We start from the raw sequence: 24,469 nt of genomic DNA, 5'->3' as shown, positions 1-24,469 counted from the left end.
CCATTAGAGCGACCATCGATGACATGGAGCAGAACCAGAGTGGACCCGGTGGGTTCGACCGCGACCGCCTGCAGAACCCGCAGACCTGGCGGCGCAGCAGGTCGGACCGTTGGGTCGCCGGTGTCTGCGGCGGCATCGGCCGCGCGCTGAACATCGATCCCGTGCTGATCCGCGTGGTGATGGCCGTCCTGATCCTCAGCGGCCCCGGGATCATCTTCTACATCGCCGCCTGGGTGCTGATGCCCGACGAGGGCAGCGACCGCTCGGCGGCGCAGGGTCTGCTCGGTGACCGGATCCGTCCGGACCACCCGTGGCTGTGGCCGGTCGTGATCGGCGCCTGTGTGTTCGCCGCGATCGCGATGATGTCGTCGTTCGACTTCGGCCGGTTCGTCCCCGGCCCGCTGATCGTGCTCGCCGTGATCTTCGTGGTCGCCAAACAGCGCAAGAACGGCGGGGTCGGCCGCGGCCGCCGCAACCAGTACATGGGCGGCCCGGACGCGAACTGGAGCGGCCAGGGCACCAACTGGACCGGCCGCCCGCAGGACACCACTCCCGGTCAGCAGACCAGCCCGGCGTACGCGCCGCCGCAGAGCGACCCGTCAGCTCCCCCGACGGGTCCGTCGTCCTCGGCCACACAGCGACCCCAGGACCGCACCGTCGAACCGGTCCAGCCTGTGTGGACCGAGGACGACCCTCTCGGCCTGTACGTCGACGAGCCGGCCGGCACCACCCCGCCGGCCAGCACCAGGCCCGCCGGTCCGCCCGCGAAGGGCATGCGCGGGATCAAGTCGATCGTCGTCGTACTGACCGGCCTCGCGATCGGTATCGCCGCGCTGGCGGGCGCCTCCACGGCGACCATGCTGGTCATCGGCCTGGCCACGCTCGGCGCCGGCATGCTGCTCGGCGGGTTCGTCGGCCGGACGCTGGCCCTGCTGCCGCTGGGCATCCTGCTCGCGGCCGGTGCGGTGGCGAGCACCGTGTTCCCGAACGTGCCGCGCAACTTCGCCGACACCAACTACGTCGCGCCGTCGAGCCAGACCATCACCGCGACCGGGACGAGCTACCAGTTCGACGCCGGGTCGGTGCACCTGGACCTGACCAAGGCGAAGTTCGGCCCCGGCGCGAAGGTCGACGTCCACGGCGGAGCCGGCGAGGTGATCGTCAAGCTGCCCGAGAACGTCGACGTGACCGGCAACCTGGCGGCCGAAATGGGAGACGTGTCCTTCCTCGACCAGCACCAGGGCGGCCATGATGCCGAGCTGAACCTCAACGACCTCGGCACGGACGGCAAGGCCGGTCCGCAGCAGGTCACCCTGGACCTGGACGTCAGGCTGGGCAGTATCAAGGTGGAGCGCGGATGAGCCAGCAGCCACGCAAGACGAAGCCGGACGTGCCCGGTGTCGTGACGGGCGCGGTCCTCACCGGCGCGGCCACGATCTGGATGCTGACCGAGAACGGCGTCCTGCAGACCGACGACCTCGGCGTCACCAGCGCCCTCCTCCTGGTCACCGCCGGCGTCCTCGGCCTGGCCGCCTCCCGCCGCGGTTGACCCGCCCTCACACTGCTTGCCGGTGGCATCTTCCTGGTCCGGCCGGTGGACTCGCGACCGCCGCGCCCCTCGCGCGGGCGGCTCTCGGTAAGCTGGTGGATCGCGAGGGGCCCGGACAAGCGGGTTCCGTGGTCGAGGAGTTCCGATGGTGCGCGGCACCGTGAAGTGGTTCAACGCCGACAAGGGCTACGGTTTTCTTGCCGTCGAGACCGATGGTGACGGCAACGACGTCGACGACGTGTTCGTGCACTGGAGCAAGATCGTCTCCGACGGGTACAAGACCCTCGAGGACGGCCAGCCGGTCGAGTTCCAGATCGTGGACGGGCCCAAGGGCCGGGAAGCGGACGCGGTCACGCCGATCTGACCAGCGGTCCGGTCCGGCAACCGATAATCTGACGTCTCATCGTGTGAGGGGTGAGACGTGGCAGAGCCGGTACCCGTGATCCGGAAGCTCGAGCATGCGCTGGCCGACGACGACTTCGCCTGGTCCCTGCTGCTCGTCGGCGAGGATCAGACCGACAAGCTCGCGACGCTGACCGGGGACCTGCGCGGGCCGGTGTCGACGACCGGTGACGGCAAGCAGATCACGTCCGGCTTCTCGTACTGGGGTATCGGCCCGACCATCGCCTGGGCGAACGCCACCAACGACCCGTTCTACCTGGTCATGAAGGCGGGCGCGGAGTCGTTCCTGCGGCACTGGCGCAAGGTCCGTCCGCACGTCGAGAACGGCGGCTTCCACCTGGTCAGCCTCGGCGTCGGGACGGGCGTGAAGGACCGCACGATCCTCAGCGACATGCGCCGGAACAACCGGGACATGTACTACATACCGGTCGACATGAGCTCGGAGATGCTGCGGATGGGCACGCTCGAGCCCGTCCGCGGCGCCCGCTTCCCGGTGTCCCAGGTGCTGCCGGTGCAGCTGGACTTCTCGATCGCCGACAACATGGACGAGCTCGCGCAGATGCTCGCCCGGCTGGTCGGCAACGATCCGATCCTGTTCACGCTCACCGGCAACACGCTGGCCAACTTCGAGAGCGACGAGGAGCTGCTCAGCACCTTGACGCACGTACTGCGGCCGCAGGACCGGCTGCTGCTCGAGGTGGCCAGCACGACCCGGCTGGACCAGGAGACCGCGGACGCGGCAGCCGACGAGTATCACCAGACCCGCGCGTTCGCGGAGTTCGTCACCAGCGCACTGCGGTACAACACCGACCTCAAGATCAACAACGACCGGGTCAAGTTCATCGGCGAGGTCGAGGACGAGGACGCGCTGCTGGTGAAGATCCTCTGGCAGAACGACACCGACGACGAGATCCGGATGGAGCTGCCGGACCACACCGAGGTGGTGCTGCCGATCGGTGACACGATCCGGCTCTACACCACCCGGAAGTACTCGACCACCCGGCTGAAGCGGCTCACCGAGGCCTGCCAGCTGACTCCGGTCGAGGCGATCCAGTCCCAGTTCCGGTACACCCGCCGCCCGAACCCGTTCGGCCTGGAGCTGCTCCTGCTCGCACCGGACGCGGCCGGCGAGGCGGCGCACAGCCTCGCCGACGACATCTGGGCAACATGACCCGGCGCACCGTCGTCACAGTGGTGACGTACGGGCTGCTCGGGGTGGCGTTCGTTCTCGGCATCATCTGGTTCTTCTGGCCGGGGAACTCGCGCTGGGAGCCGGCCGTCAACACCCTCACTCTGGTCGCCGGGCTGAGCGGCATCTTCGTCGAGCGGCTCACAGCCGAGGCGGAGCGGCGTTCCGAAGTACTGCGTGCTGTGGTGGACGAGCTGCAGGAGAACACCCGGCTGCTCAACGACGAACGGTTCTCGCCCGACGCGCCGACCTCTCGGCAGGTGTATCCGCGGCTGGTCGTGTCCGCGGTGGATCTCGCGCTGGTGTCCGGCGCGCTCGGACTGCACCGCGACGCCGACCTGGTCGGGCTGCTGCACCGCTGGCGGGACACCGTCCATCTGTTCAACCGGCGGCTCGACCTCACCGAGATCAGCACGTTCTCGAACACGATCTCGCCGGCCGAGCTGGCCGCGTTCCATCGTGCTCTGCACCGCGAGAACAGCTACTTCGCCGCCACCCGGGAGAAGCTGCAGAACCTGCTCGCCAACCTCCCCCGGCCTTAACGGCCGAGGCCGAAACCGGAGCATCTGCTGCCAGTAGTGGCAAATTGTGCCGAAACGTTGACTTCCCGATGCGGTCAGAGCTTCACTTTCGGACAGGACCGTAAATACGGCACCCCGGAGGCATCGCATGCGATCAGCCCGCTCGCTCATCGCGGTGGCACTCGCCGCCGTACTCGTCACGACTCTGACCACTCCCGCTGCTCAGGCAGGACATCATCCGCCGACAGCGACTCTGACCTCGTTGGGCGTTCCGCTGTCCGACGTACTGCTCATCGGCGGTACCGTCGCGCCCGGCCCGAACGGCAAGACCGCGATCTGGAACGTGTCCAGCGGCAGTCCGGCGTACCTGAACGCCATCGACCCGGCCACCGGCGACAGCCTGCTGTCCACGGCACTGCCCGGTGCCGACGGCAGCTACGCGGTCGCGGCCGCGCCGGACGGCACGATCTATGCCGGCACGTACAACAACGGCCACCTGTATCGGTTGAAGCCGGGCGCGACCACCGCCGAGGACCTGGGCCGGCCGCTCGCGTCCGAGACGTTCATCCTGCGGATCACCGTCGACGAGCAGGGCAACGTGTACGGCGGCACGTATCCGCACGGGCGGGTGTTCAGCTACGACCACGCGACCGGCGCCGTCCGCGACTACGGCACGATCAAGGCCGGCCAGGGATACGTGAAGAGCATCGACTACGCGAACGGCAAGCTCTACACGGGCACCGAGCCGGACGCGTACTTCCAGGAGATCGACGTGGCCAGCGGCGCGGTCACCGAGATCCCGGCGCCGCCGACGATGGGCGACCCGAAGGACAAGGTCGTCTACGACCTGAACGTCCGCGGCGGCCGCGTGTACACCCGGGTCAGCACCGCGTTCCCCGGCCCGATGTACGTCTGGGACATCGCCTCCCGGACCTGGGTCGACGAGATCCCGAACGAGCACGGCCTGGACATCTCGCCGATCGGCGCGGACGGCTCGCTGTACATGATCCAGGCGAGTGAGCTGAAGAAGTACGACCCGGCCACCAAGACGCTGACCGGGACCGGCCTGACCTTCACCGGCCGGATCCAGAACGCCCGCTCGATCGGGTACGCCGACCTGGACCTGCCCGACTATCCGGGCACCAGCGTCGTCGGCACCCTGTGGCGCGGCGAGGAGTTCCGCTACAACCCGCAGACCGGCAAGTCCGAGATCTTCCAGACCAAGGTACGGCGGGAGCCGATCGAGATCCTGTCCGTGGCCGGCGGCAAGAACAACATCTACGCCGGCGGCTTCCTCAACGGCGGCGTGTCCGTCGTCAACCCGGACACCGGCGCGGCGACGTTCAACCGGTTCTCCCAGGTCGAGGCGCTGATGGAGGGCTCGAACGGCACGGTCTGGATCGGCGCCTATCCGGAGGCCCGCCTCTACTCGTACGACACGGCGAAGCCCTGGAGCAGCCCGGAGTACTCCCCCGGACCGCCCGGTACGCCGGACAACCCGGTCCAGGCGCTCAACCTGAAGCCGGATATCTTCCAGACCCGCGCCCGCGCGCTGGCCGAGGTGAACGGCAAGATCGCGGTCGGCACGGTCCCGGACGGCGACCGGCTCGGCGGCGCACTGGTCATCTACGACCCGAAGACCGGTACGTCGGAGAAGTACCGCAACGTCGTCCAGGACGAGTCGGTCTTCGGACTGACCGCGAACTGCGGCATCGTGTACGGCGGCACGTCGATCGCCGGCGGGCTGACCACCACACCGCCGACCCGGGAAGCGGGCACAGTATTCGCGTGGGACGTGGCCAAGAAGAAGAAACTCTGGGAGTCCGTGCCGGTGCCGGGTGCGGCGACGGTCTCGTCGGTCACGATCGGGCCGGACGGGCTGCTCTGGGGCGTGGCCGGCAAGACCGTGTTCGCGGTGGCCCCGGACAGCGGCAAGCTGAAGAAGTCCTTCACGCTCGGTACGACGACCTCCAGCGGGGACATCGTGTCCACCCGGGAGGCGGTGTACGTGAGCATCGACCTGAACAAGATCTACCGGATCGAGCCCGGGAAGAAGGCCGTCCCGACGCTGTTCGTCGAGCACGCGCACCGGCGGCTCGGGGTCCGGGGAGACCACCAACTGCTGATGACGAGCGGCTCCGAGCTGTTCCGGATTGATATCAGCCGTTGACAGCAGAAATTCACCCCGGCTACTTTCGGTCCTGACCGTTATTCGCCGAACATCTACGGCACTGCACTACTTCCGGCCCTGACTTCCGGACACCCTGGGGGTGCGATGAAATCGACCGTCCGCCGCATCGCGGCACCACTCACGGCGCTCGTTCTCGCCGCCGCGCTCAGTTCCTGCGGCGGAGGCGACTCGGGTTCCTCGGACTCGAAGAAGAGCGTCACGCTCTGGATGTACCCGGTGATCGCCGACCAGGCGGCCAGCGACGCCTACTGGAAGAAGGTCGAGACCGACTTCGAGGCGGCGAACTCCGGGATCGACCTCAAGATCGAGGCGCAGCCGTGGGCGAACCGTGAGGAGAAGGTCGCGGCCGCGTTCTCGGGCAAGAAGGGCCCGGACGTCCTGCTGATGATCCCGGACCAGATCCCGCAGTACGTGAAGAGCGGCTCGCTGGAGCCGGTCGACGACGTGGTCGAGCCGGAGAAGGACAAGTTCCTGCCGGCCGCGATCCCCGGCCTGACCGTCGAGGGCAAGGTGTACGGCGTACCGATCTATCACACGGTCACGACGACGATGTACAACAAGACCGTCCTGACCAAGGCCGGGATCGCGAAGCCGCCGGAGACCTGGGACGAGATCAAGGCGGCCGCACCGAAGCTGAAGGCAGCCGGGTTCTCCACGCTGGACTACTCGGCCTCGCCGGAGGCGACGCTGAACCTGAACTTCTACCCGCTGCTGTGGCAGGCCGGCGGGAAGGTGTTCGCCGACGACGGCAAGTCGGTGACGTTCAACCAGGCTCCGGGGCTGGAGGCGCTGACGTTCCTGAAGTCGTTGTGGGACGAAGGCGCGATCCCGAAGACCGCGCTCACCGCGGGCAACGTGGTCGCCGACTCGCCGTTCGGCAAGGGGCAGGTCGCGATGGCGATGACCAGCGTGCCGGCCGACGTGGCGACGGTGTCGAAGACCTGGGGCGCGGGGAACGTCGAGATCGGCTCGCCGCTGACCGGCAAGAAGCAGGTCGGGTACGGGATCCCGGGCGGTCTGGTGCTGAACGCGGCGTCGGACAACATCGACGCGTCGAAGAAGTTCCTGTCGTTCATGGAGCAGTCGGCGCAGCTGGACGGGCTGAGCAAGGCGTCCGGCTTCTACTCGCCGCGCAACGACGCCAAGTCCGAGTCGACCGACCCGACGGTGGCGAAGTTCCACGACGCGCTGCAGTACGCCGTACCGGGTGAGGCGAACCCGTCCGCGCGGCAGATCATGTCGATGCTGAGCACCGAGATCCAGGCCGTGCTGACCGGTAAGAAGCAGCCCCAACAGGCCCTCGACGACGCGGCCAAGCAGGCCAACGACCTCCTGTCGAGACAACGTTGACGGAGGCACGCCAGGTGCCGGGCACGGGTCGGGCGGGACCCGTGCCCGGTCAGCCGGCGTCGCGATCCCGCTTCGGACCGCGCCGCCGGCCGTGGGTCGGCCTGTTGTTCGTCGCCCCCATGCTCGTCCTGTTCCTGTTGTTCCGGTTCCTGCCTGCGATCGGCGCGTTTCTGCTCTCGCTGACCGACTACCGGATCAGCGGGAAGTGGGATTTCATTGCCCTCGACAACTACACGCGGTTGTTGTCGGACCAGGTGTTCCACGAGGCGCTGCTGGTCACCGTCACCTACACGGTGATCTTCGTTCCGCTGACGGTCCTGCTCTCGCTCGGCACCGCAGTACTGCTCCATCAGGTGGTCTGGAAGCGCGGCTTCTTCCGGGGCGTGTTCTTCCTCCCGTACGTGACCAGCATCGTGCTCGCCGCGGTCATCTGGAAGTGGATCTACGACGCCCAGGACGGCCTGCTGAACGCAGTCCTCGGACTGGTGAGTATCGGCCCGATCGACTTCCTCAGCCAGTCCAGCACGGTGCTCCCGTCGATCGCGGTCACCTCGGCCTGGAAGGGCTTCGGGTACTCGATGCTGATCCTGCTCGCCGGCCTGCAGGCGGTGCCGAAGTCGTACCTCGAGGCGGCGATGATCGACGGCGCCGGGACGTGGCAACGGTTCCGGTACGTGACGCTGCCGCAGCTGCGTCCGGTGCTGTTCTTCGTGCTGGTGATCGAGACCATCGGGTCGTTCCAGGTCTTCGACGCGATGTACGTGATGACGGGCGGCGGGCCGGTGCGGTCCAGCTACTCGCTCGTGTACTTCCTGTACGACAGCGGTTTCAAGTTCTTCGACTTCGGTTACGCCAGCGCGATCGGTCTGGTGCTGTTCCTGATCGTGCTGATCGTCTCGCTCGTACAGCGCCGGCTCGTCGGGAGGGACGACTGATGGTCAACGTGCTCGAACGCCCGCCGGTACGGGCTGTCAGCGAGACCAAGGCCGTCGGACGGCGTACGGCGGCCCGCCTGACGCTGCCGACCTTGCTGACGCTGACCGCGATCGTGACGATCGTGCCGTTCGCGGCGATGGTGCTCGTCGCGTTCGCGCCGCCGAGCGGGCAGACGTTCCCGGACGCGCTGAACCCGGCCAACTTCACGCTGCAGAACTTCTCCCGGGTGCTGTCGAGCTCGGACATCCCGCGGTGGACGGTGAACTCGCTGCTCTACTCGCTGATCTCGGTGGTCTGCGTGCTGCTGTTCGCGTCGATGGCCGGGTATGCGTTCGCGAAGAAGAAGTTCCCGGGGCGGGAGATCATGTTCTGGGCGTTCCTCGCGACGCTGATGGTCCCGTTCCAGGCGACGCTGATCCCGTCGTACATCCTGGTCTCGCGGCTCGACTGGGTGGACAGCTACTGGGGACTGATCGTCCCGACGCTGGCGAACTCGCAGGCGGTCTTCCTGATGCGGCAGTTCATCATGCAACTGCCCGACGAACTCTTCGAAGCCGCGGAGATCGACGGGGCGTCGGAGTGGCGCATCTTCACCACGATCGTCGTACCGCTGATCCGTCCGGTGCTGGCGACGCTCGGCATCTTCGTCTTCCTCTGGCACTGGAACGATTTCCTCTGGCCCCTGGTCATCGGCCAGTCCGGCAAGATGCAGACCCTCACCGTCGGCCTGGCCACCCTCCAAACCCAAGCCGTCCCCATCAACCAGATCATGGCCGGCGCCACCATCACCGTGGTCCCCAGCCTCCTGGTCTTCGGCCTCCTCCAGCGCTACCTCACCGACTCCATCGCCATGTCCGGTCTCAAAGCCTGAGAGAGCTACTTGCTCTTGAGCATCTGGCGGAGTTCGTCGCCGTGGACTGTCAGGGCCCAGATGATGAGGACGTCTATGGCGATGGTGATGGTGGACCAGATCGGGTAGGCCGAGAGGAAGGCCATGTTGAGGAGGATGCTGGCGACGGCGACGATCACGCCGACCACTCGGCCCCAGAGGCGGCCGTTGAGGAGGGCTATGCCGGAGAGCAGGACGAAGACGGCTACGCCGAGGTGGATCCAGCCCCACTTGTCGTAGGAGAGGTGGATCGTCAGGCGGGATGGGCGGACCAGGAAGTACGTGTCGTCGAAGATCGCGACGAAGCCCTGGAACGCGTGGATCATCCCGAGCACGATCATCATCACGCCCGCGAACAGGATCCAGCCGACCCAGCGGCTGGGCCACTCCGGCACCTCGACCTCACCGGGCCGCCGGTGGGTGCCGCTGGCAGTCTCGTCAGGCTCTGGCATGGCGCTCTCCTCAGCTCGCGGCCTTGGCCGCCGCGGTCGCGCGGTACTCGCTGACCGGGTGGTACCGGTCGTAGAGCATCGTCAGAGTGGTGACCAGGAAGACGAAGAACAGCGTGTCCGGCAGCGACAGATCCCCGTTGCCCCGCGTCAGCAGCAGGTCCGCGACGAAGACCATCGCGATGTTGATCACCAGCAGCACCCCGAACGAGAGCGCCGCCGAGTCCCACCCGTACCCGCGCCGCGCGCTCCACAGCCCGATCGCGGAGTTCAGTACGACGAAGAACGCGATACCCAGGAAGAGCCTGAGGTCGCTGGTCTCCACGCCGGGGAGCACCCGCCCGTAGATCACGCTGGTCAGCCCGATCAGCACGATCTTCTCGAACGACGCCCAGTCGAACACCCGGTTGTGCGCCACGCGGTACGCCATCCGCTCGCTGGCCTCGTCCATCTCCACGGGCAACGGGTCCGCGCTCAGCCGCCACGACCAGTCCGGCGGCCGGAGCCTCGGCCGGACGACGAACCACAGGACCGCCGCGAGTGCCAGCAACGCCACGATCAGCACCGGGAGGAACCACGGTACGTCGCGGATCGTGTCGGTCAGATCCAGTTGCAGGACGTGGATCCACGTCTCCTGCGGCAACTTGATGAAGATCCAGATCCCGGCCGCGACCTTCACCCAGAACCGGAACCCGTACCGCATCGGGTTCCGGCGGGTGCGCACACCCTCGTAGGCGATGAAGTAGTACTCGAACGTGTTCGGGAACACCAGCAGCAGGAACCGCAGACCGGTCAGCTCGAACAGCACCACGCCGACCTGGCGGTAGAAGAACAGGAACCTGCTGATCTTGACCGCCGCCGGGTTGCTCCAGTTGCGCAGGCTCGCCAGATAGGCGATCGACAGGTAGAAGACGTCCATCGCCTTGTCGTAGCTCTGGTAGTTCGGCGGGTCGACGCCGAAGAGCTGGAAGATCGTCTGGTCCACCCCGTCCAGGAGCAGACACGCGATGATCGCCGGCAGCGGATACCGCAAGATGAAGAACGGCAGCACGAAGCGCGCCAGTACGACGCACCAGAACACCACCTGGACGTCCATCGGCAACCCCCATCCGTCCACTCAGGCTACGACCGCAATCGTTCCGGGGGCGTCACCTCAACCCGAGGTTTCCATCGGCGCGCCCCGGGCGGATCATCCAGGGCGGATGACGTACGCCGGGGCTCGTCCGCCAGTGACGATGCCGCGGTGGCGCTGGTGCGGTCCACTCGGGGGGTGGCAGACAGCGGCTTCCAGCGGCTTCCGCCGGGTGAGCGGCGCCGGCTTGCGCGGCGGTCGCTGCTGCGGTCGCTGGTCGGGGCGGTGGTCATCGTCGCGGGGTACTTCCTGCTTCCGATGGGCCGGCTCGACGGGCGCGTGCTGGCGTACCTCGTGCTCGGGCTCGTCCTCGTGGTGCTGGTGCTGGCGTGGCAGGTCCGCGAGATCATCAAGTCGCCGTACCCGCGGATCCGGGCGATCGACGCGCTTGCGACGTCCGTACCGCTGTTCGTGGTCGTGTTCTCGGCGGCGTACTACCTGATGGAGCAGAACCGGACCGGCAGCTTCAACGAGCCCCTGACCCGCGGCGACGCGATGTACTTCACGGTGACGGTCCTCGCCACGGTCGGCTTCGGCGACATCGCACCGGTGACCGGGACGGCCCGGCTGGTCGTCACGGTGCAGATCATCGGGGATCTCCTGCTGGTCGGTCTGGGCGCGAAGGCGCTGCTGAGCGCCGTACAGACCGGTCTGCGCCGCCAGCAGGACTGACTCACCCTTTAGGTACGACGCCGGCCGCTGCCTCCTCCGGGACGCATGATGCCGCCGAACCGGATGTCGGGGATGTTCGAATCCCTGGTCCGACGCGGAGGAGAGGTACACCATGCCTGACTCCCCCGACACTCCGTCCGCCGCGGCCGGCTCGTGGTCGTTGCCGCGGGGCGTCGTGGTGCTGCTCGGGACCGCCGGGGCGATCATCACGGCGGGCGGGCTGCACGGATTCTCGAGTATTGCGGGACCGGTCTTCCTCGCGTTGATCCTCACCATCGCGGTCGGCCCGCTCCGCCGGTACCTGATCCGGCGCGGCGTCCGCAGCTGGATCGCCGCCCTGATCGCCCTCGTGGTCGTGATCTCGTTCCTGCTCGGCCTCGCCGCCGCCCTGGCCCTCTCCCTCGCCCGGCTCGCGACGCTGCTGCCGACGTACCAGGACACGTTCGGTCAGCTGATCAACGACGTCCGCGGCTGGCTGGCCGACCGGGGCATCGGCAACCAGGAGATCCAGCGCGTACTGCAGGCGCTCGACCTCGGCAAGGCGCTCGGGATCCTCCAGGTCTGGCTGACGAAGCTGCTCGGGGTGTTCTCCGACCTCGGCTTCATCGTGATCCTGCTGTTCTTCATGGGCATGGACGCCAACGGCTTCACCACACGCCTGGTCGAGGCCGCGAACCACCGCCCCGGGATCGCCACCGCCCTGACCGGCTTCGCCCGCGGGACGACGCGGTACCTGGTCGTCTCCACCATCTTCGGCCTGATCGTCGCCGTGGTGGACGTCGGCGTGCTCTACCTGCTGAGCATCCCGCTGCCGTGGCTGTGGGGCCTGCTCGCGTTCATCACCAACTACATCCCGAACATCGGCTTCTTCATCGGCGTCGTCCCGCCGGCGCTGCTCGGCCTCCTGGACAGCGGCTGGTCCACGCTGCTGTGGGTGATCATCGCGTACTGCGTCATCAACTTCGTCTTCCAGTCGATCATCCAACCGAAGGTCGTCGGCGACGCGGTAGGCATGTCCACCACGCTCACGTTCCTGTCCCTGGTCTTCTGGGCCTGGGTCCTGGGGCCACTCGGCGCAATCCTCGCCATCCCGCTCTCCCTCCTCGCCAAAGCCCTCCTCCTGGACGCCGACCCCTCCACCCGCTGGGTGAACGACCTGCTGTCCGGCGCCAACGACCGCCCGGCGAAGCCACCAGCCACACCTGAGTTACAGGAGACCTCCGAAGGCCTCGATGGCGCGGAGAGCGTCTGATTGGGACATACCCGGCGGCTGGATTCGAAGGATGATCCCGTCGGCGCCCATCTCCTCGTAGTGGGCCAGACGGTCGGCGCACTGGTCCGGTGAGCCGATCACGCTGCGGTCCACGATGTCGTCCCAGCCCTGCGTGTAGCGGCTGACGTCCGTCGACGTGCGTTTCCACCCGGTGTAGGCGTCGTACAGGTCGCGCAGCGGCTCCTCGAGCGCCGACCGGGCGTCCTGCGACGTGGGAGCGCAGTACCCCTCCCGGCACAGAATGACCTCCTGCCCGAGAGTCCCCTCCCCGCGCGGATACGACAGGTACTCCGAGATCTTCGCCGGCAGGTCCGCGTCCAGCTCGTTGAACGACGTCGTCCACCCGTCGCACATCCGCGCGGTCCGCTCCAGCACGGCCGACACCCGCCCGCCGTTCCACACCCGTGGCCGCGGCGACTGCACCGGTCGCGGCGACAGGTACGCGTCCCGGATGCTGGTGAACTTCCCGTCGTACGTGACCTCGTCCGACGTCCACAGCCGCGTCAGGATCTCCAGCCCCTCCTCGAACCGCGCGACCCGCTCCGCCTGCGTCACGCCGTACAGCGCGAACTCCTCCGGCCGGTACCCGAGCACGAACCCGGCCGTCAGCCGCCCGCCGGACAGTACGTCGATATGCGCCAGCGTCTCCGCGAGTACGACGGGGTCGTACAGCGGCGCGACGATCCCTGCCGTCGCGATCCCGATCCGCGAGGTGTGCGCGGCCAGCCACGTCATCGAGGTGAGGATCTCGTGGTACCCGGGCCGGTGCAGGTGCCGTTCGCCCAGCACGACCCACTCGAAGCCGGCCTGCTCGGCGAGCTTCGCCTGCTCGACCGCGTCGGCCAACTGCGGCCGCTCGTCCGGGGTGCCGTAGAGGTTCAGATACAGACCCAGCCGCATCGGGGTGCCACCTTCCGTTGACAGAGAGCGCTCAGGGTATTTACGGTCTTGACCGTAAATGCTTTCCGCTCAGATTGCGACCCTAGGAGCCGGTTATGAGTCTTGCAGCACAACCGGCGGGGTTGCCGGACGGGGCGTCAGCGGTGTCCGGGCCGATCAGCGCGATCAAGACCCGCGTGGTCAGCGCGCCGTACCGCCGTCCGTTCCAGATCAGCAGCGGGATCAGCACCGAGCTCATCAGCCTGGTCGTCGAGGTCCACACCGCGGACGGGGCTGTCGGGATCGGCGAGACGTCACCGATGACGGCGTACACCGGTGAGACGCTGGCCGGCGTACAGGCCGCGATCGAGGAGCACCTCGCCCCGGGTCTGGTCGGCCGTGACCCGCTCGACCGGGCCGGCGCTCACGTCGTCATGGATGCCGTACTGCGCGGCCAACAGGTCGCCAAGTCGGGCCTCGACATCGCGCTGTACGACCTGGCCGGTCGGCTGAGCGGCTGGCCGGTCCACGCCATCCTCGGCGGCAGCGTCCGCGACCGTGTGCAGACCACGTGGGTCGTCGGCCTCGGCACGCTCGACGAGATGGCCGCAGAGGCAGCGGAGTATGCCGATCGCGGATTCATGCACCTGAAGGTCAAGGGCGGCCAGGACCCGGCCAAGGACCTCGAACTGATCCGCGCCGTCCGCGCCGCGATCCCCGAGGACGCGGAGCTTTGTCTGGACGCCAACGAGGGGTACGACGCGACCACAGCCCTCCCGTACCTCGCCAGGATGAGCGCCGAGGGTCTGACTTTGCTGGAGCAGCCCCTGCCCCGCTGGGACCTGGCTGGGCTCGTGCGGCTGCGCGAGCGCCTCGACGTACGCGTGATGGTCGACGAAAGCATGCACTCGCTGCACGACGCCATGGAGATCGCCCGGCGCGGTGCGGCCGACGTACTCAACATCAAGATCCTCAAGGTCGGCGGGCTCCATCGCGCGCTGCAGATCGCCAACGTGGCCGAGGCTGCCGGGCTGGCCGTGAAGGTAGGCTCGATGCCGGAGCTGGGCGTGGCCACACTGGCCGCCGTACACCTGGCCGCCGCCGTGCCCGGTGCGACCGTAGCGGCGGACCTGGTGGGGCCGCTGATGGTCGACGAGGACCCGCTGGCGCCGAGTGTGTTCGCCGACTGCCACGGCTGGATCGACGTACCGCAGGGGCCCGGTCTCGGGCACGAGGTCTGACGCTGTCTGAGAGGACTGTGATGCACCCACTCGTAGAGCGACTGCGCGGCACGCTGCTTCCCGCTGTGGTCACACCGATGGACTCCGACGGCGTCGTCGCGTACGACGCCCTGACCGCGTACGCCGGTGCGCTGACGGCGCAGTCCGTCGGCGGGCTCGCGGTGTGGGCGCACACCGGGCGCGGGCTCTACCTGTCTCCCGGGGACCGCGCGAAGGTACTGGAGACGTGGCGGCAGGCTACCGACGTGCCGATCGTGGCGGGTGTCGGCGTACCTCGCGCTACTGAGGCATCCGGGTTGCAGGAGGCGGCCGATGCCACGGTGGAGATGGCGCTGGCCGCTGCAGCCGGTGGCGCGGATGCGGTTATGGTCTATCCGCTGGCTGCGCTGGGCGATCTGCCGGACGGGGACGCGCAGGCCGTGGCGTTGCACGAGCGGGTCGCAGCCGAGAGCGGGCTGCCGCTGGTCGGGTTCTACCTGCACGGGGAGGCGGGTGGTTACCCGTACTCGCCTTCACTGATCAAGGACCTGCTGTCGCTGCCGTCCATGCTCGGGGTGAAGACGGCGACGCTGGACCGGGCTATCGGCTGTCAGGACGCGATCTGGGCCGGGCGGGGCACCGGCAAGCTGCTGATCACCGGCGAGGACCGCATGTACGGGCCGTCGTTCATGTGGGGCGCGGACACGGCGCTCGTCGGCATCGCGTCGGCCCAGGTGGAGCTGTCGGCCGCCGTACTGCGTGCTTGGACCGCCGGTGACCACTCCGGGTTCCTTACCGCGTCGGACCGGCTGGACCGGTTCGCTGCCGCGACCTTCTACGCGCCGATCGAGGGGTACGTGCAGCGGATGCTGTGGGCAGCCGAATGGGAGGGCCTGATGCCGGCCGAGGCCGCGCACGATCCCTACGGTCCTGACCTGCCGCCGGGCGAGCGCGACCTGGTGATCCGCTGCCTCGAGGAGCTGCACGCGTAGCACGGGCAGTGGGGTGGCGCGCTCCCTCCTTCGCTCCACCACACCGCCGCCGTCGCGGGCCGCCAGGGGTGGCGGCAATTGTGGTCTTGACCGAAACTAGGAGAGCTGGACCTGAACGTCAAGAGTCCGGGGCTCCGCTGCGCTATTCTGCGAGTTGAGGGCCAGACCAGAAGTCGTCGGAGGATGCCGTGCGGATCAGCTCAGCTTCGGGGCCGGTGTCCTGATGGCGCTCACGGTCGGCGTCGTCGGACCGGAGGATCTGGTCCAGCGCGTGACCGCGGTCGGCGCGCCGAGCGGGACCGCCCTCCTCCCGCTGGCCTACCGGCACGAGACCGAGGCGGTCGAGCTGGTCGAGCAGGCGCATTCCAACGTTGATGCGTTCCTGTTCACCGGCGTCGTCCCGTACACGATCGCGACCGAGGCCGGGGTGATCGACCGGCCGGCGATGTACGTCTCGTACGACGGCGCGACGCTGCTGCGGGCACTGGTCGAACTGCTGCGGCTCGGGCACAACGTCACGCAGTTCTCGATCGATACGCTGCGGCGCTCCGAGGTGATGGAGACGCTGATCGAGGCGAAGCTGCCGACGGAGCACATCCACGTGCTGCCGTACCGGCCCGGGCTGACGTCGGACGACATCGTCGAGTTCCACCGCACCGCGCGCGAGAAGCACGACACCAAGGTCGCGATCAGCTGCCTGGGTTCGGCGTTCCACCTGATCGAGAACGAGATGCCCTCTGTGCGGCTCGCGCCGTCGCGCTACTCAATCCGGTCCACGCTGCAGGCTCTGGTGCTGACGACGACCGGTCAGCACGTCGGGGACGCACAGGTCGCGCTCGGGGTGATCGATCTACCCGAGCCGGACGACGCACTCGCCGCCGACCTCATCACACTGGGCGGCAGTCTCGCCGCTCTCCCCGACGGGCGGCACCTGGTCGTCACCACGCGAGGATTGCTGGAGCAGGCGACCGAACAGTTCTCCCGGATGCCTCTGCTCGACAACCTTGCGGCGCGGCACAGCACGGCGTACGTCGGCTTCGGCGTCGGCCGTACTGCGGCTGAAGCCGAGGCACTCGCCCGTCGGGCCGTCAGCCGCGCGGCGTCGATCGGATCGGTGGCCGGGGTTGTGTCGATGTCCGACGACGTCGAGATCGTGATCGAACCGTCCGGCGAACAACCCACCACCGCCCGCGGCACCGAAAGCCTCCCGCTGCTCGCGCGCCGGGTTGGCCTCAACACCCAGACCCTGGCCCGAATGCGAGAACTCACCGCTACCCTGCCCGATGGCCTGACCACCCAGGACGTAGCCGACCACCTGGCCGTCCAGCTCCGCACCGCCCGCCGAGTCCTCAAACGCCTCGAGCGCGCCGGCCTGGCCGCCCCCACCGGCACCCAGCAACACGGCCGAACCGGCCGCCCACCCACGGTCTACCTGATCCGCCTGTAGCACTCAGTTCGGTTCGATGACCGTCACGCCGGCTGGTGTGCCGTCGGACAGTGCTGCCAGCGCGGCGGGGGTTTCGTCGAGGGTGATCGTGCGGGTGATCAGGCTCGACGGACTTAGCTTGCCGGCAGCAACCAGTTCGAGCATCTCCGGATAAGCGTGGGCAGGCATGCCGTGGCTGCCCAGCCACGACAGTTCCTGGCCGATGAGGCGGCCGACGTCCAGAGAAACGCCCGACGGGAGCAGACCGATCTGGACATGCCGTCCGCGCGGACGCAGGACCCGGAGAGCCTGCTGGACGATCTCGTTCGACCCCAGGGCGTCGATGGTGACATGCACTCCACCCAGGTCCGCGACCGTCGACGCAGCCTCGACCGCGTGCGCCGCGCCGTACTGAACTGCCAGCTTCAGCGCCTCGGGGTTTGTGTCGATGGCGATGACCTCCGCGCCGAGGGCGCTGGCGATCATCACCGCGGAGAGGCCTACGCCGCCGCAGCCGAAGACGGCTACGCGTTCGCCGGCGCGGACCTTGCCGACCTGGTGGACGGCGCGGAACGACGTGGCGAAGCGACAGCCGAGGCCGGCGGCGGTGGCGAAGTCCATGTCGTCTGGGAGGCGGACGAGGTTCACGGCCGCGTACGGCACAGCGACGTACTCGGCGAAGGAGCCCCAGTAGTTGAAGCCGGGCTGGAGCTGATTCGGGCAGACCTGCTGGTTGCCTTCCAAGCACTGCTCACACACGCCGCACGCGCAGATGAACGGCGTCGTGACCCGATCACCGACCTGCCAGCCGGTGACACCGGCGCCGACCTCCGCGATCGTCCCGGCCAGCTCGTGCCCCGGGACGTGCGGCAGAACGATGTCGGCGTCATGCCCCATCCACCCGTGCCAGTCGCTGCGGCACAACCCGGTCGCCTCGACCCGCAGGACGACCGCGCCGTCCGCCGCGACGGGCTTCGGAACTTCGCGTACGACGGGCACGACGCCGTACTCTTCGACGACTACAGCACGCATCGCGACAACTTAGTCAGCCGCCCGCGACCGCCGGGATGATCGAGACCTGGCCGCCGTCCTTGATCGCGGTCTGCAGGCCGTCGGCGAAACGTACGTCGTCATCGTCGACGTACACGTTCACGAACCGGCGCAGTTCGCCGGCCTCGTCCAGCACGCGGCCCTTGATGCCCGGGTACGACGCGTCCAGCGAGTCGAGTACCTCGGTCAGCGTCGAGCCCTCCGCGGACACCTCGGACACGCCCTGCGTGTACGGACGCAGGATGGTCGGAACCCGAACGCTCACACTCACTGCAGGCCTGCCTTCACGAAGGCGTCGTACGACGCGGGGATGGTCACCTTGGGGCCGACCCGGTCGGCCACGGCGTCGAGCGTCTTCAGCCCGTCGCCGGAGTTGATGATCACGGTCTCGGCCTCGGGGTCGAGTTGGCCGGTCGCGATCAGCTTCTTCAGCGTCGCGACGGTCACGCCGCCGGCGGTCTCGGCGAACACACCCTCGGTCCGGGCCAGCAACTGGATGCCCTCGACGACCTCTTCGTCGCTGACGTCCTCGATCGCACCACCGGTACGGCGGGCGACGTCCAGGACGTACGGACCGTCCGCCGGGTTGCCGATCGCCAGCGACTTCGCGATCGTGTCCGGCTTCACCGGCTTGACCACGTCGTACCCGTCGCGGAACGCCTGCGAGACCGGGGAACAGCCGGTCGCCTGCGCGCCGTACACCTTGTAGTCGGTGGCGTCGACCAGGCCGAGCTTGCCGAGCTCGGTGAAGCCCTTGTCGATCTTGGTCAGCTGCGAGCCGGACGCGACCGGGATCACGATCTGCTCCGGCAGCCGCCAGCCGAGCTGCTCGGCGATCTCGAAGGCGAGCGTCTTGGAGCCTTCGGAGTAGTACGGGCGGACGTTGACGTTCACGAACGCCCAGCCCTCCTCCTCGCCGGCGATCTCGGAGGCCAGCTTGTTCACGTCGTCGTAGTTGCCCTCGACGGCGACCAGGGTCCCGCCGTACACGGCGGTGGTGATCACCTTCGGACGCTCGAGGTCGTGCGGGATGAACACGACCGAGCGGATGCCGGCCCGGGCGGCGGCCGCGGCGACGGCGTTGGCCAGGTTGCCGGTGGAGGGGCAGGCGAACACCTTCATGCCCAGCTCGCGGGTCGCGCTCAGCGCGGAGGCCACCACCCGGTCCTTGAAGGAGTGGGTCGGGTTGCCGGAGTCGTCCTTCACCCAGAGCTTGCGCAGGCCCAGCTCGCGGGCGAGGTTCTTCGCGTCGATGAGCCGGGTGTAGCCGGGCTCGGTGTTGGGGTAGCTGGCCACGTCGACGGGGACGGGCAGCAGCGGCTGGTAGCGCCAGATGTTCTTGGGTCCGGCCTCGATCTGCTCGCGGGTGATCGTCGGGTACTCGTATCCGACCTCGAGTGGACCGAAGCACTCCATACAGGCGTAGAACGGGCCGAGCGGCGACTTCGCCCCACAGGCGCGACAGCTCAGGTGCGTACCGTTGCCGAAGGCACCTTCACGGATCGTGTGGGTGGCGGTCTGGCTCATGAGTGAGGTTCCCCTCTCATCTTCCCCGGGGGCCGGATCTCGGCGCGGGACGGATTTGGCACCGTTCCCTCGCTTTCGGCCCGGACGGGCGTACGGCGGGGAGGGTTGCCGGGACGTCAACGGGCCGTTTCCCTCAGTCCCTCTGGATGAGCTGCCCCCGAGATTACCCAATCGGGTCCATATTGTGTCTTGTGATCCCACCATTCGAGACCGTCGATCTCAGCCGCAACCGCGCTCAGGCGGCGGCGTCCCGGCGTACGTCGAGCATCCGCATCAGCGGCGTCACCGCGACGCCGTGGACGACCACGCTCAGTACGACGGTGAACCCGACCGTCGCCCACAACCACGGTAGGTCGGTGCCGAAGTCGGCGCCGGCGTACGCCAGGTAGAACACCGAGCCGACGCCGCGGATGCCGAAAGCAGCCGTCACCCAGCGCTCGGAGCGACCCAGCGGCGTCCCCGCCAGCGCGACCCACGCGGTCAGCGGACGGATCACCAGGACCAGCAGCAGGCCCAGAGCGACACCCGCGAACGTCAACGGCCGGAGCAGCCCGGCGGTGATCGCCGAGCCGAGGAGCAGCAGGATGCCCCAGGTCAGGATGTGTTCGAGCTGCTCGATGAATCCGTGCAGATCCTCATGGAAGTCGTGATGCCGCTCGGCCGCGCGCAGTGTCAGCGCGGCGATGAACACGGCGACGAATCCGTAGCCGTGCAGCACCTGCGCGAGCCCGTAGACGCCGAGTGTCATTGCCAGGGCCAGCACCGGTTCACGTGCGTCAGCCAGCCGGAATGTGCGCGAGGGCGCGGAGAAGGCCATCTTGCCGAGCAGCCAGCCGACGACGAGGCCGACGAGCACTCCGATCACGGTCCGCCCGATCAGGTCCCAGGCGAACCACTCCAGCGCCCAGTCGCCCAGTGCGCCCTTGGTGGCCCCGAAGACCGCGGCATACACGAACGGGAACGCCAGACCGTCGTTCAGGCCGGCCTCTGACGTCAGTGCGAAGCGGACCTCGTCGTCCTCCTCCGGCTCGGCGTCCGCGCCGGTCGACGGGCCCTGTACCTGTACGTCCGAGGCGAGGACCGGATCGGTCGGTGCGAGAACGGCGCCGAGCAGTAGGGCGGTCGCCGGCGCCAGGCCGAGCAGCCAGCCCGCACCGGCGACAGCGGCGATGCAGGCGGGCATCGCGACCAGCAGGAGCCGCCAGGTCACCTTCCACCGGCGCCACCCGATCGGGCGGTCGATCGCCAGCCCGACGCCCATCAGCGCGACCAGGATGGTCAGCTCGGCGAGGTGCTCGGTGAGGCCCGGCTCGACGATCGGACTGAGATGGGACTGGTCGACCGCGAGCCCCAGGAGCACACCGGCTCCGAGGAAGCCGATGGGCGCGGAGACGGCGTACCGGCGGAGCAGACGCGGCAGGACGGCGCCGAGCAGCAGCGCGAGACCTGCCACGAGATACAGGCCGTCCCCGTTGATCTTCATGATGCGCTCCCGGTGCCCGGGCTAACGCAGCCGATGCGTCGCGCCCGGGGTGTGCGTCGGCAGTGCCTTGCGCGGGCCGTAGCGCGGATGACGGTTCCCGGCCATCTCCAGCAGCCGTTGCACCCGGAACCGGTGACCGCGGTACGGCTCGATCAGCTCGGCACAACCGTCGTCGTCGAGCTCCTCGCCGATCAGCGCGTACGAAACATCGCGCGACACGTGATAGTCCGCGAACGAGAACGCATCCGCGTCACCATGCGCCCGCTGCCGTACTTCGGCCGCCGTCCACACCCCGACCCCCGGGAGCGACCGCAGCCGTTTCTCGATCTCCGACGAGTCGGTCAGCTCGAGCGTCCGCTCCAACGCCTTCGCCCGCGTCGCCGCCGTCAGCACGACCCGCGACCGCCGCCCCTCGACGCCGGCCCGCAACCACTGCCACGACGGGATCAGCCGCCACTGCTCCGGCGCCGGCGGCACGAACATCATCCGCCCTGCCGGACCGCCCGGACCGGGCGCGCGTTCGCCGTACTCACGCAGTAGCACCCGCCACCCCCGGAACGCCTCCTTGCCGGTGACGACCTGCTCGATGCCGGCGGCCGCCATCGCCTCGAACACGGCCCGCGTCCGCGGCACCCGCACATCCGGGAACCGCCGCGCCGCGTCCACCAGCGCCCGATGCTCGGGCAACGGCTCGAACCCGTCCCAGCTGTCCCTGTCCCCCAACAACTCCGGCACCCCGTCGAGCGCCCACGCCGCCCCGGCTCCCCACGCCTCGGCCTCGACCTGCGATCCGTACGGCGTCAACCGCAGCAGCACCGGCCCGTCGGGCGTCCGGGTAGCTCGCCACACCGTCCGCCGCACGGGATCGAACACGTACGCCGGATCGCCCGGCCCCTTCCGCAGCCCCCCGATCACCGAATGCGGATCCACCACACGCCCCGCCCGCCAGACCCGCACCACCGAACTCACCCGCCAAGTCTTACCCACCCCACCGACAGAACCCCATACTGGTCGACATGACTGGCTGGCAGCGGGTCAAGTTGGTGGGGAACTTCCTCAATCTGTCCACGCTGGCCGGTGCCTTCGTCGGCGTCCTGGGACGGGCGACATTCACCCGCGGGCCGCGTGGTCTGTTCTTCGCGAACGGCTACAAGCTCGGGTTCCCGGTCGCGGGCGCGTTCACGATCGGGAACGTGATCCTCAGCAAGCACGGCCGCTCGTACTTCGACGACGCGGCCCTGGTGCACCACGAGGAGCGGCACTCCTGGCAGTACTTCTGCCTGATCGGGTTGCCGATGTTGCCGTTGTACGTCGTAGGCGTGGTGATCTCGTTCCTGCTGACGGGTGATCCGGCATCGCGCAATCCGTTCGAGCGGCTCGCGAACCTGAAGGACGGCGGGTACGTCGAACGGCCGATCCAGCCGCTCGGGAAGACCGTGACGCAGGCGTTCAGCGTGCTGAGATCGCGTCCGAAAGGGCCGTGAGCACGGTCACCACACCGCTCGGGTCGTCGACGACGATGTCCGCGGCCTCGATCAGCTCGGTCGCGTTCGACGACCGCGTCGCCAGCAGTACTGCAGTCAGCCCGTTCTCGCGCTCTTCCTCGATCGCCCGGAATGCGGCGAGATCGCCCAGGTCGTCCCCGGCGTACAGGATCGAGCGGGCGCCGGTCGACTCGATCAGGCTGCGGATCGCGACGCCCTTGTCGATGCCGGGTGGTCGCAGTTCGAGGACGAGGTTGCCCGGCTCCAGCCGCAGCTCGGTCTCCTCGGCCAGCGCGGTGAGCGGGCCGCGGAGAAGCTCGAAAGCCCCGGTCGGATCCTCCAGCCGGCGTGTGTGCACAGCCAGCGAGCTTTCCTTGTCCTCCACGAACGCGTCCGGTACTCCGGCCTCGGTCAGCAGCCCCGGCAGCCGGCCGCGAGCCGTCGCGACCCCTGCCGGCACCGGCTCGGTCGTGACCTTGCCGGTCGCAGCCTCCCACCGCTCCAGCCCGTAGTGGCCGAGCACAACGAGCTCGCCGAGTCCGGGGTGACCGCTCACCCCGGAAAGCTCCGTCGCCACCAGGGCGGGCCGACCGGTCACGATCGCCACTTGGCGGACCGAGCGGGCCAGTCGGGCCAGCGCGTCCAGAGCGCCTTCGACCGGCCGGGACAGCGAGGGGTCCTCGACGAGTGGCGACAGCACGCCGTCGAAGTCCGACGCGATCACCGCGGTGGCCGGACCGGCGACGATGGCTTGCCAGCCTGCGAGCCCGGCGTCGGTCTGGATGACCGGAGTACTCATCCGGCGTAGTCCGAGGTGAGGATCACGGTCAGGCGATCCTTCTTCATGTTGTCCAGCGCGCCCTTGCTCCGGCCGACGCCGATGTCGTGAGCGAGCTGGTTCGCGGCGTCGAGCATGCCCGGCGGGTAGTAGACCGTGCTTTCGGCGACCTTGCCGTGCCAGTTGTCGGGCGAGCCGGCCACCGTCCAGCCTGCCTGCCGGGCGCGGCCCGCGACCTCGTCGGCCAGACCCTTGCGCGGCGTGTTGTTGTACACCTCGATCGCCGGCCGCTCCTCCACCGGAATGGTCACCGGCTGGGTCTTGGGCGGCTGAGTGGGCTGCGAGGTCGGCTCGGTGGGCGCCGTCGACGAAGGTGCACTCGTCGGCGCCTCGGACGGCGTCACCTCCGGCGGCGTCGTGGTCTGCGTCGACGGCCTCGGGATGCTGGCCGCGATCGTCGACGGCCCGGAAGACGGTTTGGTCGACGGCTTGCTGGTCGGCTTGGAGGCAGCACCCGACGGCTCGTCGGCCTTGCTGTCGTGCCCCCGGGTCCCGAACAGCACCAGCAGACCGGCCACGATCGCAACGACCGCGGCCACGGCGACGAGTGAGGACAAGACTTGCCCCCGGTCGCCACGTGGGCGGGACATGGTCAGACCTCGATGCCCAGTCGGCGTGCGGAGCGGGCGCGCTGGCGGGCGGCGCGGAGGCGGCGCAGGCGCTTGACCAGGAGCGGGTCGTGCGCGAGGGCCTCGGGGCGGTCGATGAGCGCGTTGAGGACCTGGTAGTACCGGGTCGCCGACATCTGGAACTGGTCCCGGATCGCCTGCTCCTTCGCCCCGGCGTACTTCCACCAGTGGCGCTCGAAGGCGAGGATCTGCCCGTCCCTCTCGGAGAGTCCGGCAACGGCCGGCGGCGCAGCTTCGGCGGGGCCGGAAGAGCTGGCGTTGGCGCTGTCCATCTGCTGCTGACTCCTGTGCGGTCGGTGATCGTCCGTCCGCATGCCACTGTACGTGCTGAACAACAGCGATGTCATTCACCCGTGACACGACACGGAGCGTGTCGTCGGCGGACGGC

General features: G+C 68.6%; 26 protein-coding genes and 1 riboswitch. Of the genes, 15 read left to right on the top strand and 11 right to left on the bottom strand.

The window, feature by feature from the left end; genetic code table 11:
* Positions 1-23: 23 nt before the first annotated feature.
* The 9 genes from OHA10_RS17145 (at position 24) to OHA10_RS17105 (ending at position 9,009) form a co-directional block, all read left to right on the top strand.
* Entirely contained in the window at positions 24-1,361 is a 1,338-nt protein-coding gene (locus OHA10_RS17145; RefSeq protein ID WP_371407206.1) for a PspC domain-containing protein, read from the top strand.
* Positions 1,358-1,549 carry a hypothetical protein gene (locus tag OHA10_RS17140; protein WP_130443947.1) on the top strand — a complete coding sequence of 64 codons (192 nt, stop codon included), beginning with the start codon at positions 1,358-1,360 and terminating at the stop codon, positions 1,547-1,549. The genes OHA10_RS17145 and OHA10_RS17140 overlap by 4 nt, the downstream gene beginning before the upstream one ends.
* A gap of 145 nt (positions 1,550-1,694) precedes the next feature.
* Entirely contained in the window at positions 1,695-1,913 is a 219-nt protein-coding gene (locus tag OHA10_RS17135; protein ID WP_371407205.1) for a cold shock domain-containing protein, read from the top strand.
* Between the two features lie 57 nt (positions 1,914-1,970).
* Positions 1,971-3,122, top strand: a complete 1,152-nt coding sequence (locus OHA10_RS17130; protein ID WP_371407204.1) for an L-histidine N(alpha)-methyltransferase — start codon at positions 1,971-1,973, stop codon at positions 3,120-3,122.
* Positions 3,119-3,682, top strand: coding sequence for a hypothetical protein (locus tag OHA10_RS17125; RefSeq protein ID WP_371407203.1), 564 nt, complete (start codon positions 3,119-3,121; stop codon positions 3,680-3,682). The genes OHA10_RS17130 and OHA10_RS17125 overlap by 4 nt, the downstream gene beginning before the upstream one ends.
* A 127-nt stretch (positions 3,683-3,809) precedes the next feature.
* Positions 3,810-5,831 carry a hypothetical protein gene (locus OHA10_RS17120; RefSeq protein WP_371407202.1) on the top strand — a complete coding sequence of 674 codons (2,022 nt, stop codon included), beginning with the start codon at positions 3,810-3,812 and terminating at the stop codon, positions 5,829-5,831.
* Between the two features lie 105 nt (positions 5,832-5,936).
* Positions 5,937-7,202 (top strand): sugar ABC transporter substrate-binding protein, encoded by a 1,266-nt coding sequence (locus OHA10_RS17115; protein WP_371407201.1) that lies wholly within the window; start codon positions 5,937-5,939, stop codon positions 7,200-7,202.
* 41 nt (positions 7,203-7,243) lie between these two features.
* On the top strand, positions 7,244-8,137 hold the full coding sequence (locus OHA10_RS17110) for a carbohydrate ABC transporter permease (RefSeq protein WP_371407200.1): 894 nt from the start codon (positions 7,244-7,246) through the stop codon (positions 8,135-8,137).
* Positions 8,137-9,009: a carbohydrate ABC transporter permease gene (locus tag OHA10_RS17105; RefSeq protein ID WP_371407199.1), complete on the top strand. Its 873-nt coding sequence runs from the start codon at positions 8,137-8,139 to the stop codon at positions 9,007-9,009. The genes OHA10_RS17110 and OHA10_RS17105 overlap by 1 nt, the downstream gene beginning before the upstream one ends.
* Positions 9,010-9,014: 5 nt before the next feature.
* On the opposite strand, the gene OHA10_RS17100 is transcribed toward OHA10_RS17105, so the two are convergent.
* Positions 9,015-9,479 carry a hypothetical protein gene (locus OHA10_RS17100; protein ID WP_371407198.1) on the bottom strand — a complete coding sequence of 155 codons (465 nt, stop codon included), beginning with the start codon at positions 9,477-9,479 and terminating at the stop codon, positions 9,015-9,017.
* A 10-nt stretch (positions 9,480-9,489) separates the two neighbouring features.
* Positions 9,490-10,572: a hypothetical protein gene (locus OHA10_RS17095; RefSeq protein WP_371407197.1), complete on the bottom strand. Its 1,083-nt coding sequence runs from the start codon at positions 10,570-10,572 to the stop codon at positions 9,490-9,492.
* Positions 10,573-10,746: 174 nt separating this feature from the next.
* On the opposite strand from OHA10_RS17095, the gene OHA10_RS17090 reads away from it, so the two are divergent.
* Together OHA10_RS17090 and OHA10_RS17085 are read left to right on the top strand one after the other, a co-directional pair.
* The gene (locus tag OHA10_RS17090; protein WP_371407196.1) at positions 10,747-11,280 is read left to right on the top strand and encodes a potassium channel family protein; all 534 of its coding nucleotides are present in this window, start codon (positions 10,747-10,749) and stop codon (positions 11,278-11,280) included.
* 112 nt (positions 11,281-11,392) lie between these two features.
* Entirely contained in the window at positions 11,393-12,532 is a 1,140-nt protein-coding gene (locus tag OHA10_RS17085) for an AI-2E family transporter (protein WP_371407195.1), read from the top strand.
* Here the strand turns inward: OHA10_RS17085 and OHA10_RS17080 are convergent.
* Complete coding sequence (locus OHA10_RS17080; protein ID WP_371407194.1) at positions 12,488-13,453, bottom strand: LLM class flavin-dependent oxidoreductase; 966 nt, start codon at positions 13,451-13,453, stop codon at positions 12,488-12,490. The genes OHA10_RS17085 and OHA10_RS17080 overlap by 45 nt on opposite strands.
* 95 nt (positions 13,454-13,548) lie before the next feature.
* Between OHA10_RS17080 and OHA10_RS17075 the strand changes: the two genes are divergently transcribed.
* From OHA10_RS17075 to OHA10_RS17065, 3 genes are all read left to right on the top strand, one after another.
* Positions 13,549-14,673, top strand: a complete 1,125-nt coding sequence (locus OHA10_RS17075; protein ID WP_371407193.1) for a mandelate racemase/muconate lactonizing enzyme family protein — start codon at positions 13,549-13,551, stop codon at positions 14,671-14,673.
* 20 nt (positions 14,674-14,693) lie between these two features.
* Positions 14,694-15,644: a dihydrodipicolinate synthase family protein gene (locus OHA10_RS17070; protein WP_371407192.1), complete on the top strand. Its 951-nt coding sequence runs from the start codon at positions 14,694-14,696 to the stop codon at positions 15,642-15,644.
* A gap of 223 nt (positions 15,645-15,867) precedes the next feature.
* Complete coding sequence (locus OHA10_RS17065) at positions 15,868-17,091, top strand: hypothetical protein (RefSeq protein WP_371407191.1); 1,224 nt, start codon at positions 15,868-15,870, stop codon at positions 17,089-17,091.
* A gap of 3 nt (positions 17,092-17,094) precedes the next feature.
* Here the strand turns inward: OHA10_RS17065 and OHA10_RS17060 are convergent, their stop codons facing one another.
* The 5 genes from OHA10_RS17060 to OHA10_RS17040 form a co-directional block, all read right to left on the bottom strand.
* Positions 17,095-18,102, bottom strand: a complete 1,008-nt coding sequence (locus OHA10_RS17060; protein ID WP_371407190.1) for a zinc-dependent alcohol dehydrogenase family protein — start codon at positions 18,100-18,102, stop codon at positions 17,095-17,097.
* A 13-nt stretch (positions 18,103-18,115) separates the two neighbouring features.
* A complete protein-coding gene (locus OHA10_RS17055) occupies positions 18,116-18,391 on the bottom strand; it encodes a ubiquitin-like small modifier protein 1 (protein ID WP_371407189.1) in 276 nt (91 codons plus the stop codon).
* Positions 18,388-19,647, bottom strand: coding sequence for a threonine synthase (thrC, locus tag OHA10_RS17050; RefSeq protein ID WP_371407188.1), 1,260 nt, complete (start codon positions 19,645-19,647; stop codon positions 18,388-18,390). Before thrC ends, OHA10_RS17055 begins: the two co-directional genes overlap by 4 nt.
* A 13-nt stretch (positions 19,648-19,660) precedes the next feature.
* Positions 19,661-19,800: riboswitch (SAM riboswitch) on the bottom strand.
* 82 nt (positions 19,801-19,882) lie between these two features.
* Positions 19,883-21,130: a cation:proton antiporter gene (locus OHA10_RS17045; RefSeq protein ID WP_371407187.1), complete on the bottom strand. Its 1,248-nt coding sequence runs from the start codon at positions 21,128-21,130 to the stop codon at positions 19,883-19,885.
* A 21-nt stretch (positions 21,131-21,151) separates the two neighbouring features.
* The gene (locus OHA10_RS17040) at positions 21,152-22,099 is read right to left on the bottom strand and encodes a DNA-3-methyladenine glycosylase (RefSeq protein ID WP_371407186.1); all 948 of its coding nucleotides are present in this window, start codon (positions 22,097-22,099) and stop codon (positions 21,152-21,154) included.
* A 47-nt stretch (positions 22,100-22,146) separates the two neighbouring features.
* Between OHA10_RS17040 and OHA10_RS17035 the strand changes: the two genes are divergently transcribed.
* Positions 22,147-22,614 carry a hypothetical protein gene (locus OHA10_RS17035; protein WP_371407185.1) on the top strand — a complete coding sequence of 156 codons (468 nt, stop codon included), beginning with the start codon at positions 22,147-22,149 and terminating at the stop codon, positions 22,612-22,614.
* Here the strand turns inward: OHA10_RS17035 and otsB are convergent.
* Genes otsB through OHA10_RS17020 form a run of 3 tightly spaced genes read right to left on the bottom strand, consistent with a single transcriptional unit; the run spans position 22,580 to position 24,353 of the window.
* Positions 22,580-23,413 (bottom strand): trehalose-phosphatase, encoded by an 834-nt coding sequence (gene otsB, locus OHA10_RS17030; protein WP_371407184.1) that lies wholly within the window; start codon positions 23,411-23,413, stop codon positions 22,580-22,582. The two genes, OHA10_RS17035 and otsB, sit on opposite strands and share 35 nt — an antisense overlap.
* A complete protein-coding gene (locus tag OHA10_RS17025) occupies positions 23,410-23,991 on the bottom strand; it encodes a LytR C-terminal domain-containing protein (RefSeq protein ID WP_371407183.1) in 582 nt (193 codons plus the stop codon). The genes otsB and OHA10_RS17025 overlap by 4 nt, the downstream gene beginning before the upstream one ends.
* Positions 23,992-24,044: 53 nt before the next feature.
* Positions 24,045-24,353, bottom strand: a complete 309-nt coding sequence (locus OHA10_RS17020) for a DUF3263 domain-containing protein (RefSeq protein ID WP_130443900.1) — start codon at positions 24,351-24,353, stop codon at positions 24,045-24,047.
* Between the last annotated feature and the right edge of the window lie 116 nt (positions 24,354-24,469).

It is taken from the genome of Kribbella sp. NBC_00662 (assembly GCF_041430295.1).
Classification (GTDB): Bacteria; Actinomycetota; Actinomycetes; order Propionibacteriales; family Kribbellaceae; genus Kribbella.
The sequence above is the reverse complement of the archived record's forward strand: the minus strand, read 5'-3'. Positions and strand labels throughout refer to the sequence as shown.

Coding starts and splice junctions, on each gene's coding strand:
- OHA10_RS17145 (WP_371407206.1), top strand. CDS start 24: ATGGAGCAGAACCAGAGTGGACCCGGTGGGTTCGACCGCGACCGCCTG.
- OHA10_RS17140 (WP_130443947.1), top strand. CDS start 1,358: ATGAGCCAGCAGCCACGCAAGACGAAGCCGGACGTGCCCGGTGTCGTG.
- OHA10_RS17135 (WP_371407205.1), top strand. CDS start 1,695: ATGGTGCGCGGCACCGTGAAGTGGTTCAACGCCGACAAGGGCTACGGT.
- OHA10_RS17125 (WP_371407203.1), top strand. CDS start 3,119: ATGACCCGGCGCACCGTCGTCACAGTGGTGACGTACGGGCTGCTCGGG.
- OHA10_RS17120 (WP_371407202.1), top strand. CDS start 3,810: ATGCGATCAGCCCGCTCGCTCATCGCGGTGGCACTCGCCGCCGTACTC.
- OHA10_RS17115 (WP_371407201.1), top strand. CDS start 5,937: ATGAAATCGACCGTCCGCCGCATCGCGGCACCACTCACGGCGCTCGTT.
- OHA10_RS17105 (WP_371407199.1), top strand. CDS start 8,137: ATGGTCAACGTGCTCGAACGCCCGCCGGTACGGGCTGTCAGCGAGACC.
- OHA10_RS17100 (WP_371407198.1), bottom strand. CDS start 9,479: ATGCCAGAGCCTGACGAGACTGCCAGCGGCACCCACCGGCGGCCCGGT.
- OHA10_RS17095 (WP_371407197.1), bottom strand. CDS start 10,572: ATGGACGTCCAGGTGGTGTTCTGGTGCGTCGTACTGGCGCGCTTCGTG.
- OHA10_RS17085 (WP_371407195.1), top strand. CDS start 11,393: ATGCCTGACTCCCCCGACACTCCGTCCGCCGCGGCCGGCTCGTGGTCG.
- OHA10_RS17080 (WP_371407194.1), bottom strand. CDS start 13,453: ATGCGGCTGGGTCTGTATCTGAACCTCTACGGCACCCCGGACGAGCGG.
- OHA10_RS17075 (WP_371407193.1), top strand. CDS start 13,549: ATGAGTCTTGCAGCACAACCGGCGGGGTTGCCGGACGGGGCGTCAGCG.
- OHA10_RS17070 (WP_371407192.1), top strand. CDS start 14,694: ATGCACCCACTCGTAGAGCGACTGCGCGGCACGCTGCTTCCCGCTGTG.
- OHA10_RS17065 (WP_371407191.1), top strand. CDS start 15,868: ATGGCGCTCACGGTCGGCGTCGTCGGACCGGAGGATCTGGTCCAGCGC.
- OHA10_RS17060 (WP_371407190.1), bottom strand. CDS start 18,102: ATGCGTGCTGTAGTCGTCGAAGAGTACGGCGTCGTGCCCGTCGTACGC.
- thrC (WP_371407188.1), bottom strand. CDS start 19,647: ATGAGCCAGACCGCCACCCACACGATCCGTGAAGGTGCCTTCGGCAAC.
- OHA10_RS17045 (WP_371407187.1), bottom strand. CDS start 21,130: ATGAAGATCAACGGGGACGGCCTGTATCTCGTGGCAGGTCTCGCGCTG.
- OHA10_RS17035 (WP_371407185.1), top strand. CDS start 22,147: ATGACTGGCTGGCAGCGGGTCAAGTTGGTGGGGAACTTCCTCAATCTG.
- otsB (WP_371407184.1), bottom strand. CDS start 23,413: ATGAGTACTCCGGTCATCCAGACCGACGCCGGGCTCGCAGGCTGGCAA.
- OHA10_RS17020 (WP_130443900.1), bottom strand. CDS start 24,353: ATGGACAGCGCCAACGCCAGCTCTTCCGGCCCCGCCGAAGCTGCGCCG.